Origin of the sequence: Pseudonocardia sp. NPDC049635 (assembly GCF_040659795.1) — a bacterium.
GTDB lineage: Bacteria > Actinomycetota > Actinomycetes > Mycobacteriales > Pseudonocardiaceae > Pseudonocardia.
Genome location: NZ_JBFAON010000010.1, coordinates 134,812 through 150,717 on the forward strand (window position 1 = coordinate 134,812; position 15,906 = coordinate 150,717).

General features: G+C 74.1%; 18 protein-coding genes. 8 read left to right on the forward strand and 10 right to left on the reverse strand.

The window, feature by feature from the left end; translation table 11 throughout:
• The 5 genes from trpC to AB0J24_RS14870 all read right to left on the reverse strand — a co-directional run bounded on the left by trpC (position 1) and on the right by AB0J24_RS14870 (position 5,031).
• Complete coding sequence (trpC, locus tag AB0J24_RS14850; RefSeq protein WP_358681082.1) at positions 1-813, reverse strand: indole-3-glycerol phosphate synthase TrpC; 813 nt, start codon at positions 811-813, stop codon at positions 1-3.
• A 76-nt stretch (positions 814-889) separates the two neighbouring features.
• Positions 890-1,510, reverse strand: a complete 621-nt coding sequence (locus AB0J24_RS14855; RefSeq protein WP_358680926.1) for a Trp biosynthesis-associated membrane protein — start codon at positions 1,508-1,510, stop codon at positions 890-892.
• Positions 1,507-3,081 carry an anthranilate synthase component I gene (locus AB0J24_RS14860; protein WP_358680928.1) on the reverse strand — a complete coding sequence of 525 codons (1,575 nt, stop codon included), beginning with the start codon at positions 3,079-3,081 and terminating at the stop codon, positions 1,507-1,509. The genes AB0J24_RS14855 and AB0J24_RS14860 overlap by 4 nt, the downstream gene beginning before the upstream one ends.
• Before the next feature lie 55 nt (positions 3,082-3,136).
• Complete coding sequence (locus AB0J24_RS14865) at positions 3,137-3,793, reverse strand: response regulator transcription factor (RefSeq protein WP_358680931.1); 657 nt, start codon at positions 3,791-3,793, stop codon at positions 3,137-3,139.
• Positions 3,790-5,031: a histidine kinase gene (locus tag AB0J24_RS14870; RefSeq protein ID WP_358680934.1), complete on the reverse strand. Its 1,242-nt coding sequence runs from the start codon at positions 5,029-5,031 to the stop codon at positions 3,790-3,792. The genes AB0J24_RS14865 and AB0J24_RS14870 overlap by 4 nt, the downstream gene beginning before the upstream one ends.
• 107 nt (positions 5,032-5,138) lie before the next feature.
• Here AB0J24_RS14870 and AB0J24_RS14875 point away from each other — a divergent pair, with 107 nt between their 5' ends.
• From AB0J24_RS14875 to AB0J24_RS14895, 5 genes are read left to right on the forward strand one after another with little or no spacing between them, the layout of a single operon-like run.
• Positions 5,139-6,032, forward strand: coding sequence for a hypothetical protein (locus AB0J24_RS14875; RefSeq protein WP_358680937.1), 894 nt, complete (start codon positions 5,139-5,141; stop codon positions 6,030-6,032).
• Positions 6,033-6,085: 53 nt separating this feature from the next.
• Positions 6,086-6,763, forward strand: a complete 678-nt coding sequence (locus AB0J24_RS14880) for a GntR family transcriptional regulator (protein ID WP_358680940.1) — start codon at positions 6,086-6,088, stop codon at positions 6,761-6,763.
• Positions 6,764-6,814: 51 nt separating this feature from the next.
• Positions 6,815-7,108 carry a hypothetical protein gene (locus AB0J24_RS14885; RefSeq protein ID WP_358680943.1) on the forward strand — a complete coding sequence of 98 codons (294 nt, stop codon included), beginning with the start codon at positions 6,815-6,817 and terminating at the stop codon, positions 7,106-7,108.
• Complete coding sequence (locus AB0J24_RS14890) at positions 7,105-8,577, forward strand: sodium:solute symporter family protein (protein WP_358680946.1); 1,473 nt, start codon at positions 7,105-7,107, stop codon at positions 8,575-8,577. The genes AB0J24_RS14885 and AB0J24_RS14890 overlap by 4 nt, the downstream gene beginning before the upstream one ends.
• A 41-nt stretch (positions 8,578-8,618) precedes the next feature.
• The gene (locus tag AB0J24_RS14895) at positions 8,619-9,500 is read left to right on the forward strand and encodes an oxygenase MpaB family protein (RefSeq protein ID WP_358680948.1); all 882 of its coding nucleotides are present in this window, start codon (positions 8,619-8,621) and stop codon (positions 9,498-9,500) included.
• Positions 9,501-9,558: 58 nt separating this feature from the next.
• Here AB0J24_RS14895 and hisI read toward each other — a convergent pair whose 3' ends face one another.
• The 5 genes from hisI to AB0J24_RS14920 all read right to left on the reverse strand — a co-directional run bounded on the left by hisI (position 9,559) and on the right by AB0J24_RS14920 (position 13,067).
• Positions 9,559-9,933 (reverse strand): phosphoribosyl-AMP cyclohydrolase, encoded by a 375-nt coding sequence (gene hisI / locus AB0J24_RS14900; protein ID WP_358681085.1) that lies wholly within the window; start codon positions 9,931-9,933, stop codon positions 9,559-9,561.
• 2 nt (positions 9,934-9,935) lie between these two features.
• Positions 9,936-10,709: an imidazole glycerol phosphate synthase subunit HisF gene (hisF, locus tag AB0J24_RS14905; RefSeq protein ID WP_358680950.1), complete on the reverse strand. Its 774-nt coding sequence runs from the start codon at positions 10,707-10,709 to the stop codon at positions 9,936-9,938.
• Complete coding sequence (gene priA, locus AB0J24_RS14910; RefSeq protein ID WP_358680953.1) at positions 10,709-11,455, reverse strand: bifunctional 1-(5-phosphoribosyl)-5-((5-phosphoribosylamino)methylideneamino)imidazole-4-carboxamide isomerase/phosphoribosylanthranilate isomerase PriA; 747 nt, start codon at positions 11,453-11,455, stop codon at positions 10,709-10,711. The genes hisF and priA overlap by 1 nt, the downstream gene beginning before the upstream one ends.
• A 156-nt stretch (positions 11,456-11,611) precedes the next feature.
• Positions 11,612-12,244 (reverse strand): imidazole glycerol phosphate synthase subunit HisH, encoded by a 633-nt coding sequence (hisH, locus tag AB0J24_RS14915; RefSeq protein ID WP_358680956.1) that lies wholly within the window; start codon positions 12,242-12,244, stop codon positions 11,612-11,614.
• A gap of 10 nt (positions 12,245-12,254) precedes the next feature.
• Entirely contained in the window at positions 12,255-13,067 is an 813-nt protein-coding gene (locus AB0J24_RS14920; protein ID WP_358680959.1) for an IclR family transcriptional regulator, read from the reverse strand.
• 67 nt (positions 13,068-13,134) lie between these two features.
• On the opposite strand from AB0J24_RS14920, the gene AB0J24_RS14925 reads away from it, so the two are divergent.
• The 3 genes from AB0J24_RS14925 to dgoD are packed head-to-tail and all read left to right on the forward strand — an operon-like array spanning position 13,135 to position 15,901.
• Positions 13,135-14,157, forward strand: coding sequence for a 2-dehydro-3-deoxygalactonokinase (locus tag AB0J24_RS14925; RefSeq protein ID WP_358680962.1), 1,023 nt, complete (start codon positions 13,135-13,137; stop codon positions 14,155-14,157).
• Entirely contained in the window at positions 14,145-14,735 is a 591-nt protein-coding gene (locus AB0J24_RS14930) for a 2-dehydro-3-deoxy-6-phosphogalactonate aldolase (RefSeq protein ID WP_358680965.1), read from the forward strand. Before AB0J24_RS14925 ends, AB0J24_RS14930 begins: the two co-directional genes overlap by 13 nt.
• A gap of 17 nt (positions 14,736-14,752) precedes the next feature.
• Positions 14,753-15,901 carry a galactonate dehydratase gene (dgoD, locus tag AB0J24_RS14935; RefSeq protein WP_358680968.1) on the forward strand — a complete coding sequence of 383 codons (1,149 nt, stop codon included), beginning with the start codon at positions 14,753-14,755 and terminating at the stop codon, positions 15,899-15,901.
• Positions 15,902-15,906 lie beyond the last annotated feature (5 nt).

Consider the following 15,906-nt stretch of genomic DNA (forward strand, 5'->3'; position numbering starts at 1 on the left):
TCAGGCTCCGGTGCGGCTGCAGGACGGGTGGAAACCCGCCGCGACCAGCCCGCGGACCGCGGCCGCCGGGTCACCGCTGGTGACCAGCCCCTCGCCGACGAGCACCGCGTCGGCACCCCATCCGGCGTAGGTGAGCAGATCGCCCGGGCCGCGGACCCCGGACTCGGCCACCTTGATCACGTGGGACGGCAGGCCGGGCGCGATCTGGCCGAAGACCGAGCGGTTCACCTCGAGCGTGTGCAGGTTGCGCGAGTTCACACCGATCAGCTTCGCCCCGGCCTCCAGCGCGCGGTCGCACTCCTCCTCGGTGTGCACCTCGACCAGAGCGGTCATGCCGAGCGACTCGACCCGGTCGAGCAGCGACTCGAGCACCGGCTGCTCCAGCGCCGCGACGATCAGCAGCACCACGTCCGCGCCGTGCGCCCTGGCCTCGTGCACCTGGTACGGCGTCACGATGAAGTCCTTGCGCAGCACCGGGACGTCCACCCGGGCGCGGACCGCGTCGAGATCGGCGAGCGATCCGCCGAACCGGCGCTGCTCGGTGAGCACGCTGATCATCCGGGCGCCGTTGGAGGCGTACGCCTCGGCCAGCTCCGCGGGGTCCGCGATGTCGGCGAGCACCCCCTTCGACGGGCTGGCCCGCTTGACCTCGGCGATCACCCCGACGCCCGGCTCGCGCATCGCGGCCATCGCGTCCCGCGGCGGCACGGCCGCGGCGGCCCGGCGCTTGATCTCCGCCAGGTCGACGGCACGCTCCCGCTCGGCGAGGTCCGCGCGGACCCCGTCCACGATGGACTCCAGTACGCTCGGCACGCGCCCGCCGTCCTCGTTCTGGCCCACCGCGTCGATTCCTCCTCCACCGGCGCTCCGCCCGGTCGTCGGCGTCATGCTAGTTGTCGCTCTCACGAGGTCCGACGGTCGGGTCGCCGCCCGCGTCGAGCCGTTCCCAGGCCGCCCGGTCCGGGTCCGTCTCGGGCGGCTTCGCCCCCGGTGCGGCGTAGCGCGCGCCGAGCCGCGGCAGCCGGCGCTCCCGGAGCACGAGCAGCGCCGCCACGACGATCGCGACCGCTCCCCCGGCGACCGCCAGCCACGGCCAGGGCGTCGCCTGCACCGCACCGATGCCCTCCGGCGCACCGCCGGTGTTCAGGCCGGCGCGCGCGGAGGCCAGCTCGGCCGGGGTCGGCGGGACGGCCAGCAGCCGCACGGTCAGCACGACCGCGGCGACCGCGCCGAGCCCGATGAGCACCCCCAGCAGGCGGCGGGCGATCCCGGACAGCGCGACGAGCGCGGCGACCGCGGCGACCAGCAGCGCGGCCACCGCGGTCACGGCGGGCTGCAGCTGCGCGCCGGTCGCCGACGCCACGACCGTGCCGCGGGTCGCGGTGGGCACGTCGACGGTGAACCACGGCGCGGTACCGGATCCCCACAGGGCCGCGGCCCCGGCGAGCAGGCCGAGCACCACGGTCCCGAGTGCGCGGCGGTCGTCGCGGGCCGCGGGCGCGGCCGTCATGGGGTGCCCCCGGGCGGCCGCAGCGAGCCCGCGGCCGCGACGGCCGAGAGCACCGCCCTGGCCTTGTTCAGGCACTCGGCGTCCTCGGCGGCCGGGTCCGAGTCGGCGACGATCCCGCCACCCGCCTGCACGTACGCCGTCCCGCTGCGGATCATCGCGGTGCGGATGGCGATCGCGGTGTCGGCGTTGCCCGCGAAGTCGAGATAGCCGACGATGCCGCCGTACTGCCCGCGCCGGGTCGGCTCCAGCCGGTCGATGACCTGCATCGCCCGCACCTTCGGCGCGCCGGACAGGGTCCCCGCGGGGAAACAGGCGAGAACGGCGTCGAAGGCGGTCCGGTCCCCGCGCAGCAGTCCGGTCACCGTCGACACCAGGTGCATCACGTGGCTGTAGCGCTCGATCTCGAAGAAGTTCCGGACGGTCACCGTGCCCGGCTCGCAGACCCGGCCCAGATCGTTGCGGCCCAGGTCGACCAGCATGAGGTGCTCGGCGCGTTCCTTCTCGTCGCCGCGCAGGTCCTTCTCCAGCTGCCGGTCCTCCTCCTCGGTGGCCCCGCGCCAGCGGGTGCCGGCGATCGGGTGCGTCGTCGCCCGCCCGTCGAGCACCGTGACCAGGGCCTCCGGGCTGGACCCGACGATCGAGAACGGCTCGCCGCCGGACGCGTCCTCCAGCTGCAGCAGGTACATGTACGGGCTCGGGTTCGTCGTCCGCAGCACCCGGTACACCTCGAGCGGATCGGCCGGGCACGGCATCTCGAACCGCTGGGACAGCACGATCTGGAAGGCCTCGCCGGCCCGGATCTGCTCCTTCGCGTCCTCGATCGCGGCGTGATGCTGCTCCGGCGTGCGTCGCCGGGTGAACTCCGGCTCACCGGGCCGGTACACCGCCACCGTGCTCGCCGCCGGAGCCGCCAGCTCACCGGTCATCCGGTCGAGCCGGGCGACCGCGTCGTCGTAGGCCTGGTCGACCCGGGCGTCGGTGGCGTCCCAGTTGATCGCGTTCGCGATCAGCGTGATCGTGCCCTCGTGGTGGTCGAGCGCGGCCAGGTCGGTGGCCAGCAGCATGACCAGTTCCGGGAGCTGCAGGTCGTCGAGCGCCGGATCGTCCGGGTCGGCGATCCGCTCCACCCGGCGGACGATGTCGTAGCCCAGGTAGCCGACCATCCCCCCGGTCAGCGGCGGCAACCCGGGCAGCGGCTCGGAGTGCAGCTCGGTGACCACCGAGCGGAGCGCGTCCAGCGGGTCACCGGTCGTGGGGAGCCCGTCCGGGACCTCACCGGTCCAGCGCAGCTCGCCGTCGACGGCGGTCAGCGCGGCGGCGCTGCGGGCCCCGACGAACGACCAGCGCGACCAGGACCGCCCGTTCTCGGCGGACTCGAGCAGGAACGTCCCGGCTGCCCCCTGGGCCAGCTTGCGGTAGACCCCGACCGGGGTCTCGTCGTCGGCGAGCAGCCGGCGGCTGACCGGGATCACCCGGTGCTCGCGGGCGAGCGCGCGGAACTCCTCGCGGCTCGGGCTCACCTCGCCCAACGCGGCCACGGGGACGGACGTGGTGGCGGGGCTCGCGGTCATGCACCTCATTGTCCCCGAGCCCGCCGGGCGCCCACGGCGGGGTGAGGCCCGGCCGCTACCCGGCCGGGAACCGCGGGTCGACGAAGCCCGACTCGTAGGCGGCGACGACGGCCTGGGTGCGGTCCCGCGAACCGGTCTTCGCCAGCACACCGGCGACGTGCGTCTTCACCGTCTCGACGCCCAGGTGGAGTTCGGCGGCGATCTCGGCGTTGGACAGGCCCCTGGCCACCAGCCGCAGCACGTCACCCTCGCGGGCGGTGAGACCGGCACCGGCGAGCCGGTCGCCCCCGCCGCTCACGAAACCGGCGACCAGCTCGCGGACCGCGGCCGGGAACAGCAACGACTCCCCCGTCACGACGGTGTGCACGGCCCGCACGATGTCCCGCGGCGGGGTCCGCTTCAGCAGGAAGCCGGTGGCCCCGGCGCGCAGCGCGTCGTAGACGTGGCGGTCGTGGCCGAACGTGGTCAGCACCAGCACCCGCGGCGGGTCCGGCCGGCGCAGCAGCTCGCGGGTGGCGGTGATGCCGTCCACCGCGGGCATCCGCACGTCCATCAGCACGACGTCCGGCCGCAGCCGGCCGACCAGGCCGGGGACCTCGGCGCCGTCAGCGGCCTCGCCGAGGACCTCGAGACCGGGCTCGGCCTCGATGACGGCCCGCAGGCCGGTGCGGACCAGCTCCTCGTCGTCGACCAGCAGCACCCCGGTCGTCATGTCCCTCCCCGGCTCGTGGGCAGGCGCACGTGCAGCACCCACCACCCGTCGTCGGGCCCGGCGGCGAACGTGCCGCCGAGCAGCGTGATCCGCTCCGCGGCACCGGCCAGCCCGCTCCCTGCCCGGCCACCGGGCCGCGCGTCACCCACCGGGTTGACGATCCGGAGCTCCACCGCGTCCCCGGTGCGGGCCAGCCGCAGGCTCGCCGGTCCCGGGCCGGTGTGGCGCAGGGCGTTGGTCAGGCCTTCTTGGGCCACCCGGTACAGCTCCCGGGACACGGTGGCCGGGAGCCCCGCGGTGCCGTCCACCTCGGCGGTCAGGTCCAGCCCTGCGGTCCGGGTGTCGGCGAGCAGGCCGTCCAGCGCATCCAGATCGTGCACCGGGCGGGTGCGCAGGCCCCCGCTGCCGTCGGTGCTGTCGGTGCCGTCGGTGCTGTCGGTGCTGTCGCGGAGCACGCCGAGGACGTGGTCGAGGTCGTCGAGCGCGGCACGACCGGTCCGCTCGATGGCCTCCAGGGCCCGCCGGACGAACGCCGGGTCGGTCTCCAGCACGGTCGCCGCGGCACCGGCCTGCAGGGTGGTGACGGTCAGCGCGTGCCCCACCGAGTCGTGCAGCTCGCGTGCCAGACGGGCCTGAGCCGCCTGCCGGTCGGCGCGCCGCCGGGTGCGTTCCAGCTCGGCGGTGAGCCGCTCGGCCGGGGTGGGGCCGAGGAACCACGGTGCGAGCCGGGCCTGCAGGCCACCCAGCAGCACCGGGACGACGGCGGCGACCGGCAGGACCGCCAGGCCGGCGACCGGCGTCCACCAGGCCGCCGCTCCCGTCGGCAGGCCCGGGAGGGGCTGCCAGGGGGCGAGCAGCAGGCCGACCGCCTGCGGGATGACGAAGAGCACTGTCGCGGCCCCGACCGCTCCGCAGGCGATGCAGGTCAGCAGCCACGCCGCGGCGCGCAGCCGCCCCGCGGCCCCCGGTGCGGGCCCCGGGTCGGGCAGCCCGCCCGGTGCCGGGTCGAGCAGCGTGCGGGCGGCGACCGTCGCCAGCTCCCGCACCCCCGGCAACACCAGCACCCCCGCGCCGACCAGCACCGCGGGCACGGTCAGCAGGGCCGCTGCGACCGGACCGGCGCCGGAGTCCTGATCGGCGATCCCGGCCAGCAGCAGGCCGAGCCCGGCGTAGGGCAGCAGCACCACCGCGCCGAGCAGGACGTGCAGTGCCCGACGCGCGGCCCGTCCAGCTCTCACCCGAGGATCGTGGCAGATCGACCGCCGCGCGGGCTCCCTCCCGCGAGGGAGCCGATCCCCTCGCAGGCGGGATCCACCCGGGGCGCGTGCCGCGCAGGCTCGACGGCATGACCGACACGATCACCGTCCGGCGCGCCCTCGGCGTCGCCGCCGCGGCGGGCACGCTGCCCTACCTGTTCCTGAAGATCGCCTGGCTGACCGGGAACCCGGTCGGGATCGACGACCCGGGCCTGTTGCAGCAGGACGCCTGGGTGGCCGCCAACACCGTCACCCTGCTGCTCGCGCTGTGCGTGGCCGGGCTGGCCGCCGTGTTCGGCTCCCGGTGGGCCCGACGTGCGCCGGCCGTGGTCGTCCTGCTGCCGGCGTGGATCGCGACCGGGCTGCTGGTGCCCGCCGCGGTGGTGGCCCCGCTCGCCCTGCTCACCCCCGCCGCCCCGGGCGGTGGACTCGCCGGCTGGGTCACGCCGATGGTCTACGGCGGGTTCGCCTGGCAGGGGTTCTTCCTGCTCGCCGCGTTCGCGCTGTTCGCGCGGGACCGTTGGTGGACGGCGGCGGTGACGGCCGGGCCGGTGCCGGAGCAGGTACGACCGCTGCTGGGTGCGACCACGGGTGGCGGCGCCGCCGCCGGGACGCTGTCGGCGCTGTTGCACCTGGCCGACGCGGCCGGGTCGGCCTCGCTCACCGGGGTCGTGGTGGGGGCGGTCCAGGCCGTGCTGGTCGCGGCCGGAGTCGCCGGGGTGCTCGCGCTCGCCGTCGGCCGGTCGGGACCGGTGGCCGTGATCGCCGCCTGGACCGGGACCGCGGTGCCGTTCGCCGGCGGGCTGTGGGCGACCGCGTCTGCGGTGGGCATCGCCGGCGCCGGGAACGCTGCGGCGTTGCGTGGGTTCGCCGACCTGACCGGGCTGCTCGGCGGGTTCGCGCTGGCGGTTGCCGCGCTACTCACCACACTTTCGTACACAATCTCTACCCCTGCACACCGTAATCCAGCCGTCAACGGTTGAAAAGTCGGTACCGGCCACCTTACTTTGTGCACAATCACGATGGAGGTGGTCGCGTGACCGGGGACGACGACGTCCCGAACGCCGGGGAGCAGGCGGCGGACCGGGTGCACGCCACGCTGCGGGCCGAGATCCTCGACGGGGTCCGTACCGCGGGATCCCGGCTGCGCGAGGAGGAGATCGCCGCCGCCCAGGGCACCAGCAGGACCCCGGTCCGGGAGGCGATCCGCCGGCTCGCCGCCGACGGCCTCGCCGAGATCGCCCCGCGGCGCGGCGCCGTCGTCGTCGCGTGGGACGCCGACGACCTCGACGAGCTGTTCGACCTGCGGGTCGTGCTCGAGGGGCACGCCGCCGCCCGTGCCGCCGTCTCCGGTCGCGCAGATCTCGACCGCCTGCGCGCGCTCTGCGACCGGATGGAGGCGCTGCGCACGCCGCCCGACTATCCCGCGATCACCCGGCTCAACCTGGAGTTCCACCGGGAGGTGCACCGCGCGGGCGGTCGGCGGGTGCTCCCGGAGCTCGTCGCACGCGTCGTCGAGGCACCGCTCGTGCAGAGCACCATCCGGCGCTACACCCCCGACCGGCTCGACCGCAGCTTCGCCCAGCACCGCGACCTGGTCGCGGCGATCGAGGCGGGCGACGCCGACTGGGCCCGCGCCGTCATGACCGCCCACCTGCGGGCCGCCCGCGAGGTCGTCCGGGACGCAGTCACCAACGCACACCCTTCCCCCTGAACCCTGCCCCCTCAACCCAGTCCCCGACGACGACGCCGAGGAGTACCTGACGTGGACCATCGCCGATCCGCACCGACGCCCCCGCCCGGGGAACGTGAACCCGTCCGGTCACCGTGGCTGTTCGCCGTCCTGCTGGTGATCGTGCTCGCCGGGACACCGGTCTGGTACCCGACCGGGTTGATCGAGCCACTCGTGTTCGGAGTGCCGTTCTGGTTCGCGATCTCGGTCGCCAGCACCCTGGCGTTCGCCGGGTTCGTGTCCTGGATCTGCATGCGGCGGTGGAACATCGCCGAACCCGCCGAATCGGCGGCGGACGCGGCCCGCAAGGCGGGTGAGGGCCGGTGAACGACCTGATCTTCGCCGGTCCCAGCGGCATCGCGATCCTCTGCGCCTACGCCGTCATCATGCTGGGGATCGGCTGGTACGCCGGGCGCAGCGGCAGCACCGGCACCGCACGCGGCTACTTCACCGCCGGTGGCGGCCTGGGCATGGTGACCCTGTTCTTCACCCTCTACGCCACCCAGTACAGCGGCAACTCGGTCGTCGGTTACCCGCCGCAGGCCTACCGCGAGGGCTTCCTCTGGTGGCAGTCGGTGCCGTTCATGATCGCGGTCATCGCGGTCTACCTGCTCTTCGCGCCGCGGCTCTACGTGCTCGCCAAGCAGAAGGGCTTCGTCACCCCGACCGACTTCGTGCGCGACCGGTTCGGCAGCACCCGGCTCAGCCTGCTGACCATCGCGCTGATGCTGTGGGGGCTCGGCAACTACGTCCTCGAACAGCTGGTCGCGATGGGGCACGGGATCGCGGGACTGACCGGGGAGACGATCCCCTACGAGGTCGGCGTGGTCGGGTTCATCGTCGTCATGCTGGCGTACTCGTGGACCGGCGGGATGCGGGCGATCGCGATGACCGACGTCATGCAGGGCATCGCGATGCTCGTCGGTATCGGTGCGCTGCTGGCCGGCGCGGTGTACCTGACCGGCGGGCTCGGGACGCTGACGACCTACCTGGCCGAGACCTCACCGGAGCTGGTCGGTGTGCCGGAGACCTCGGACGCGGTCAACTGGTTCGCGATGATCGTCATGATCGGTTTCGGTGCCGCCGTGTACCCGCACGCGATCCAGCGCGTGTACTCGGCCCGCAGCGAGCGGACGCTCAAGCGCTCGCTCGCGTTGATGGCGTGGATGCCGCTGGTCACCACCGGCGTGGTGTTCGTCGTCGGCATCGCGGGCCTGCAGCTGTTCCCCGGCCTGGACACCGCGGCGTCCGAGCAGCTCGTCGGTCTCATCGCCAACGAGGTCGCCGCCACCAACGTGCTGTTCTACCTGCTGATGGTGTTGCTGTTCGGTGGCATCGTGTGCGCGATCGTCTCGACCGCGGACTCGGCGGTGCTGGCGTTCTCCTCGGTGGTGTCGAGCGACCTCTACGGCCGCTACATCGCCCCCGACGCCTCCGATCGGCGCAAGGTGGTGGTCGGCAAGCTGGTCGGGGTCGCGATGGTGTTCGGCCTGCTGGCGATCGCCTGGAACCCGCCGGGGACCCTGTTCAGCATCTTCGTGCTGAAGTTCGAGCTGATCGTCCAGCTGGCGCCGGTGTTCATCCTCGGTCTGTACTGGAAGCGGATGTGCGCCGGACCGACGTTCTGGGGGATGCTCGTGGGCGCCGTCGTCGCCGGTGGTGCGACGCTGATCGGGTGGGGCCCGTTCTACGGGGTACCGGCCGGGCTCGTCGGACTGGCCGCGAACGTCACGATCGTGGTCGCCGGATCATTGCTGCTCACCCGCGGCCGCACCCGCGACGAGGTGGCCGCCTGATCCGCATGGCCGGACCTGCGCCGGGCACGCACACTGGACGGATGGTCGATCTCACGCCACGGCTCCCGGGGGCCGTCACCGACCGGCTCGCGACCCTGCGGTCGCGGGCCGGTGCGGCGGTCTTCTCCCGGGTCGCCGGAGACGAGGGCTCCGCCAGGCGGGCCCGGATCCTCGGTGCCCAGGGGCCGCGCTGGTTCGCCGAGGACGCCCCGGTCCGCCGGGTGCACGGCGACGCGTCGATGTTCGTCGGCGGGCTCCGGGCGCTGCTGCTGCAGTCGCTGCACCCGCTCGCGATGGCCGGTGTCGCCGGGCACTCCGGGTTCCGCGGCGACCCGTGGGGACGGCTGCAGCGCACCTCCTACTTCCTCGCCGCCACCACGTTCGGCCCCGCCCTGGAGGCGCAGCGGGTGATCGAGCGGATCAGACGGGTGCACGCGACGGTGCAGGGTGTCGCCCCGGACGGGCGCCGCTACTCGGCGTCCGATCCGCACCTGCTGCGCTGGGTGCACGTCGCGGAGATCGACAGCTTCCTCGCCGCACACGACCGCTACGGGCGGGACCCCCTCGACGCGGCGGGCCGCGACAGCTACGTCGCCGACACCGCCCGGGTCGCCCGGGCGCTCGGGATACCGGACCCGCCGCGCAGCGTCGCCGAACTGGCCGAGCAGCTGGCCGACTACCGACCCGAGCTGGCAGGCACCCCCGAGGCCCGGGACACCGCCCGGTTCCTGCTGCTGCACCCGCCGCTGCCGCACGCAGCCCGGGTCCCCTACGGGGTGCTGGCCGCGGCGTCGGTCGGGCTGCTGCCGCGCTGGGCCCGGCTGCCGCTGCGGCTGCCCTGGCTGCCGGTCACCGAGGCCACCGTCGTCCGGGCCGGCGGGACGCTGATCACCGCCGGGATCCGCTGGGTGACCACCGGGTGAGCACGAGCAAGCAGGACGTCGTGCTCATGCGCCGCCCCTGGCAAGCAGGACGTCGTGCTCATGCGCCGTCCCTGACCAGCAGGACGTCGGTGTCGAAACAGGTCCTGGTCCCCGTGTGGCAGGCCGGGCCCTCCTGGTCCACGACCACCAGCAGCGCATCCCCGTCGCAGTCCAGCCGGACCTCGTGCACGTGCTGGACGTGCCCGGACGTGTCGCCCTTGACCCAGTACTCCTGGCGGGACCGCGACCAGTAGGTGCCGCGACCGGTGGTCAACGTCCGGTACAGGGCCTCGTCGTCCATCCAGCCGACCATCAGCACCTCACCGGCCCGGGACTGGACGACCGCGCACACCAGGCCGTCGGCGTCGCGCTTGAGCCGGGCCGCGATCGCCGGATCGAGCTTCGAGTCGCTCACCGGCACGCGCTCGGACAGGCTCACCTGACCTCCACTCCCTCGGACCGCATCGCGTCCTTCACCTCGCCGATCCTCAGCTGCCCGAAGTGGAAGACGCTCGCGGCGAGCACCGCGTCCGCACCGGCCCGGACCGCGGGGGTGAAGTGGTCCACCGACCCGGCGCCGCCGGAGGCGATCACCGGCACGTCCACCACCTTCCGGACGGCCTCGATCATCTCCAGGTCGAAACCGGCGCGGGTGCCGTCGGCGTCCATCGAGTTCAGCAGGATCTCCCCGACCCCCAGCTCCTGACCGCGGGCCGCCCACTCCACCGCGTCGACCCCGGCGGAGCGGCGCCCGCCGTGCGTGGTCACCTCGTAGCCCGAGGGCTGCGGCTTCTCGCCATCGGGGACCCGCCGGGCGTCGACCGAGAGCACGATGCACTGCGAGCCGAACCGGCGCGACATCTCGTGCAGCAGCTCGGGGCGGGCGATCGCGGCGGTGTTCACCCCGACCTTGTCGGCACCGGCGCGGAGCATCCGGTCGACGTCGTCCGGGGTGCGGATGCCGCCGCCGACGGTCAGCGGGATGAACACCTGCTCCGCGGTGCGCCGCACCACGTCGATCATCGTCGCGCGCTCCCCCGACGACGCCGTGACGTCGAGGAAGGTCAGCTCGTCGGCGCCCTCGGCGTCGTACACCCTGGCCATCTCGACCGGGTCGCCCGCGTCGCGCAGCTCCTTGAAGTTGACGCCCTTCACGACGCGCCCGGCGTCGACGTCCAGGCACGGGATGACGCGGACCGCGACGCCCATCAACCCACCTTCCGCACGGCCTCGAGGGCCTCGGGCAGCGTGAACCGGCCGGCGTAGAGCGCCTTGCCGATGATCGAGCCCTCGATGTTCACCCCGCTCGCGGCGACCTCGGCCAGCCGGACCAGGTCGGCCACCTCGGAGATGCCGCCGGAGGCGACGACCGGGGCGCTCGTGGCGTTCGCGACCTCGGTGAGCAGCTCGACGTTCGGGCCGGTGAGGGTGCCGTCCTTGGACACGTCGGTGACGACGTAGCGGGCGGCGCCGTCTGCGTCGAGGCGGGCGAGGGTCTCCCACAGGTCCCCCCCGTCGGCGGTCCAGCCGCGGGAGGCGACCCGGCGCCTGCCGTCGATCAGCTTGACGTCCAGCCCGATCGCGATCCGGTCCCCGTGCTCGGCGAGGACCTTCGCGCACCACTGCGGCTGCTCCAGCGCGGCGGTGCCCAGGTTGAGCCGGGCGGCGCCGGTGGACAGCGCCCGGTCGAGGGACGCGTCGTCCCGGATGCCACCGGACAGCTCGACCTTCACGTCGAGCCTGCCGACCACCTCGGCGAGCAGCTCAGCGTTCGAGCCGCGGCCGAACGCGGCGTCCAGGTCGACCAGATGGATCCACTCGGCGCCGTCGCGCTGCCAGGTCAGGGCGGCCTCCAGGGCCTCGCCGTAGCCGGTCTCGGTACCGGCTTCGCCCTGTACCAGCCGGACGGCTGCGCCGTCGGCCACGTCCACCGCGGGAAGCAACGTGAAGCTCACCGGTCCACCCTACGAGCGACCTCCCGGCCCCGGTCGGGCGGCGTCGGACGCGGGTACCCGAGCGGGCCGTCCCGTTCGCACGGGACCGGCGTGTCCGCACCGGACCGGATCCCGTGCGAACGGCGCGGAACCGCGCGGACCGGGCCCGGAGCGGGGTCAGGCGACCGACTTCAGCCAGTTCTCGAGGACCGTGGCCCCGGCGTCGCCGGACTTCTCCGGGTGGAACTGGGTCGCGGCGAGCGCGCCGTTCTCCACCGCGGCGACCACGTCCTCGCCGTGGTGGGTCCAGGTGACCTTCGGCGCCGCGATCGCGTGCGAGGGCTCCAGCTCCCAGCGCCGGACGCCGAACGAGTGCACGAAGTAGAACCGGGTGTCGGCGTCGAGACCGGCGAACAGGGTGCTGTCCTGCGGCGCCCGGACGGTGTTCCATCCCATGTGCGGCAGCACGTCGGCCTGGATCCGCTCGACGGTGCCCGGCCACTCGCCGCAACCCGCGGTGTCCTCGCCGAACTCGACGCCCCGCTCGAACATCACCTGCATCCCGACGCAGATGCCGAGCACCGGGCGGGCACCGGCGAGCCGGCGGCCGATGATCTGGGGGCCGCGCACCTCGTGCAGTCCGCGCATGCAGGCCGCGAACGCACCGACCCCGGGGACGACCAGGCCGTCGGCCTCGGTCGCGGCGTCGTAGTCGGAGCTCACCGTCACCTCGGCACCGACGCGTTCCAGTGCCCGCTCGGCGGAGCGGAGATTTCCCGAGCCGTAGTCGAGGACGACGATCCGTGCCACGCCCCCCAGCCTAGTCGGCAGGCCCGCCGCCCCGGCCGGTCCGGGGGCGCCCGCCCGCCGGGCCGGGACCGCCCAGGCCCGCCGAGATCCGGCCCGCCGCCGCCCGGACCACGGGCACCAGCCCGCGCATCCGCCGGGCGGGCATGTACGGGCTGGTCGCCGACACGCTGACGGCACCGGCGATCCGCCCGGTGGCGTCCCGGACCGGGGAGGCGACGCACCGGATGCCCGGCTCGTTCTCCTCGAGATCGAACGCCGCGTCCTGCTCGGCGTAGCCGCTCATCCGCTCCCGGAACGCCGCCGGTTCCGGGAGCCGCGCCGCCTGCGGTACGACGGCGGACTCGGCCGCGTAGAGCGCCTCCCAGCGGTCCGGGGTGTCGAGCAGCAGCGCCTTGCCGATGCCGGTGCGGGTCAACGGCATCCGGTGTCCGACCCGGGACCGCATCTCGGCGCCCCGGGAACCGGGGAGCTTGTCGAGATAGAGCGCGGTACCGCCGTCCTCCACCGCGAGATGGACCGTGTCGAGCACGCGCCCGGACAGCTCTTCGAGCACCGGCCGGGCCACGACCGGCAGCGGGTTGCGGTGCAGCGCGGTGAACCCGAGCTCGATCAGCGCCGGGCCGAGGCCGTACGGCGCCGCCCCTCCCCCGCGGACGAAACCCTCGCTCGTCAGCAGCTGGAGGAGCCGGTGCGCGGTGCTGCGCCCGAGACCGGTGTGCTCGACGACGGCACGCAGGTCACCCGCACCGGCGGCGACCGCCCGGAGCACGGCGAGCCCGCGGGCGAGGGTCCGGGTGCCGGGAGGGGGTTCGGTGCCGTCCATCGGCGAAGTGTCGCACATATCGGGATGGTGTTCGCTTTATCGGGATGCCGTACGCAGAGTGTCCGCCGTGCCGACGACCGACCACCGCCCGTCCGAGCCGGGTCTCGTCGCCCTCGACTGGGGCACGACCAACCAGCGCGCCTGGCTGCTCGACCGCACCGGACGCGTGCTCGACACCCGCAGCTCCGTCGGCGGTCTGCTGAACACCACCGCCGACCTCGACCCGGCGGACCCCTCGGCCCGGGCGCGCGCCTACGCCGACTCCTTCGGCACCATCTGCGGCGACTGGGTCGCCGGACGCCCGGACCTGCCGGCCCTCGCCTGCGGCATGGTCGGCAGCGCTCAGGGCTGGGTCGACGCCGGCTACCGGACGACGCCCGCCGCGCTCGCCCCCGAACCCGGTGATCTGGTCCGCGCCCCGCACCCCGGCACCGCGGTCTGGGTCGTTCCCGGGCTGCGGGTCGCAGCCGACGGCGGGCGTCCCGGCGACGTGCTGCGGGGAGAGGAGACCCAGGTGCTCGGGGTCCTCGACGAACTCCCCCACCTGAACGCCGAGCGGACCGTCCTGCTCCCCGGCACGCACACGAAATGGGTCCGGGTCACCGGCTCCACGGTCACCGGTTTCACCACCACCCTGACCGGCGAGCTGTTCGGGCTGGAGATGGCGCACGGCATCCTGGGGCGGACCGCCGGTCACGGCCCGCACGACGACCACCGCATCCGCGACGACGACGCGTTCCTGCGCGGGCTCGACGCGGCGGCCGGGTCCCGCGGCCTGATGGTGGACCTGTTCGGCGCCCGGGCATTGGTCCTCGACGGGCACCTCACCCCCGCCGCACTGCCCGACTACGTCTCCGGCGTCCTGATCGGCCACGAGATCACCGGGCTGCTCCCGGAGTACGCACCGGACGGCGGAGAGGTCGTCGTCTGCGGCTCACCCGGGCTGTCCCGCCGTTACCGCACCGCGCTCGCCACCCGAGGGGTGCGGGTCCGGGAGGTGCCCGACGACGTCGTCGTCCGCGGCCTGCTGTCGGTCGCCGCCGCGGCCGGGCTGCTCACCCCGACCGAGGAGGTCCGATGCCCGAACTGATCGCGATCCTGCGCGGGATCACCCCGCCCGAGGTCGTCGACGTCGCACGCGTGCTGGTCGAGGAGGGGATCGACGCGATCGAGGTTCCGCTCAACTCACCGGACCCGTTCACCTCCATCGCCCGGCTGGCGGACGCCGTCGGCGACACGGTGCCGGTGGGCGCCGGCACGGTCCTCACCACGGACGAGGTCGTCCGGGCCCGCGACGCCGGGGCCGGGATCGTCGTCTCCCCGAACACCGACCCGGACGTCATCGAGGAGACCGTACGGCTCGGCCTGAGGTCCTACCCGGGCGTCGCCACCCCGTCCGAGGCCTTCACCGCGCTGGCCGCGGGCGCCCACCGGCTGAAGATCTTCCCGGCGGGCGCTGTCGGCGTCGCCGGACTGCGTGCCTGGCGCGCCGTGCTGCCGGCCGGCACCGCGCTGCTGCCGGTCGGCGGCGTGGACGCCTCCGACATCGCCGACTGGCTGGCCGCCGGCGCGGCCGGCGCCGGGCTGGGCACCTGCCTGTACCGCCCCGGAGACACCGCGGTCCAGGTCCGCGACCGCGCGCGCACCCTGGTCGCCGCAACCCGCTGAGTGCGAAAGAGGAACACATGAAGATCACGTCAGTGACGACGTTCGCCGTCCCGCCACGCTGGGCGTTCGTCCGGATCGAGACCGACGACGGCACCGTCGGCTGGGGCGAACCCGTCCTGGAGGGGCGCGCCGAGTCCGTCCGGGCCTGTGTCGCCGAGCTCGCCGACTACCTCGTCGGTCGCGATCCCCGGCAGATCGAGGACATCTGGACCGTCCTGTACCGCGGCGGGTTCTACCGCGGCGGCGGCATCCACATGAGCGCGCTCGCCGGGATCGACCAGGCGCTGTGGGACATTACCGGCCGGTCGTTCGGGGTCCCGGTGCACGAGCTGCTCGGCGGCCGGGTCCGCGACCGGATCGAGGTGTACTCCTGGATCGGCGGGGACCGCCCCGCGCAGACCGCACAGGCCGCGAAGGACGTCGTGGCCCGCGGCTTCCGGGCCGTGAAGATGAACGGCACCGAGGAGCTGCAGTACCTGGACAGCTTCGCCAAGATCGACCGCTGCCTGGAGAACGTGGCCGCGGTCCGCGACGCGGTCGGGCCGGACGTCCGGATCGGCGTCGACTTCCACGGGCGGGTGCACAAGCCGATGGCGAAGGTCCTGCTCCGCGAGCTGGAGCCGTACCGGCTGATGTTCGTCGAGGAGCCGGTGCTGTCCGAGCACGTGGACGCGGTCGCCGACGTGCTCCGCAACTCCCCCATCCCGATCGCGCTCGGCGAGCGGCTCTACTCCCGCTGGGACGTCAAGCAGGTGCTCGCGTCCGGGGTGGTCGACGTGATCCAGCCGGACCCGTCGCACTGCGGCGGGATCACCGAGGCGCGCAAGATCGCCCACCTGGCCGAGGCCTACGACGTGGCACTGGCACTGCACTGCCCGCTCGGGCCGATCGCGCTCGCGGCGTGCCTGCAGATCGACGCGGGCTGCTACAACGCCACCATCCAGGAGCAGAGCCTGGGCATCCACTACAACACCACGAACGACCTGCTCGACTACGTGGCCGATCCCTCGGTCTTCCGCTACGACGACGGTTTCGTCACCATCCCGTCCGGGCCCGGTCTGGGCATCGAGGTCGACGAGGAGGTCGTGCGGCAGCGCAGCGAGGTCGGGCACCGGTGGCGCAACCCGGTGTGGCGGCACGCCGACGGCTCCGTGGCCGAGTGGTGAGCGAC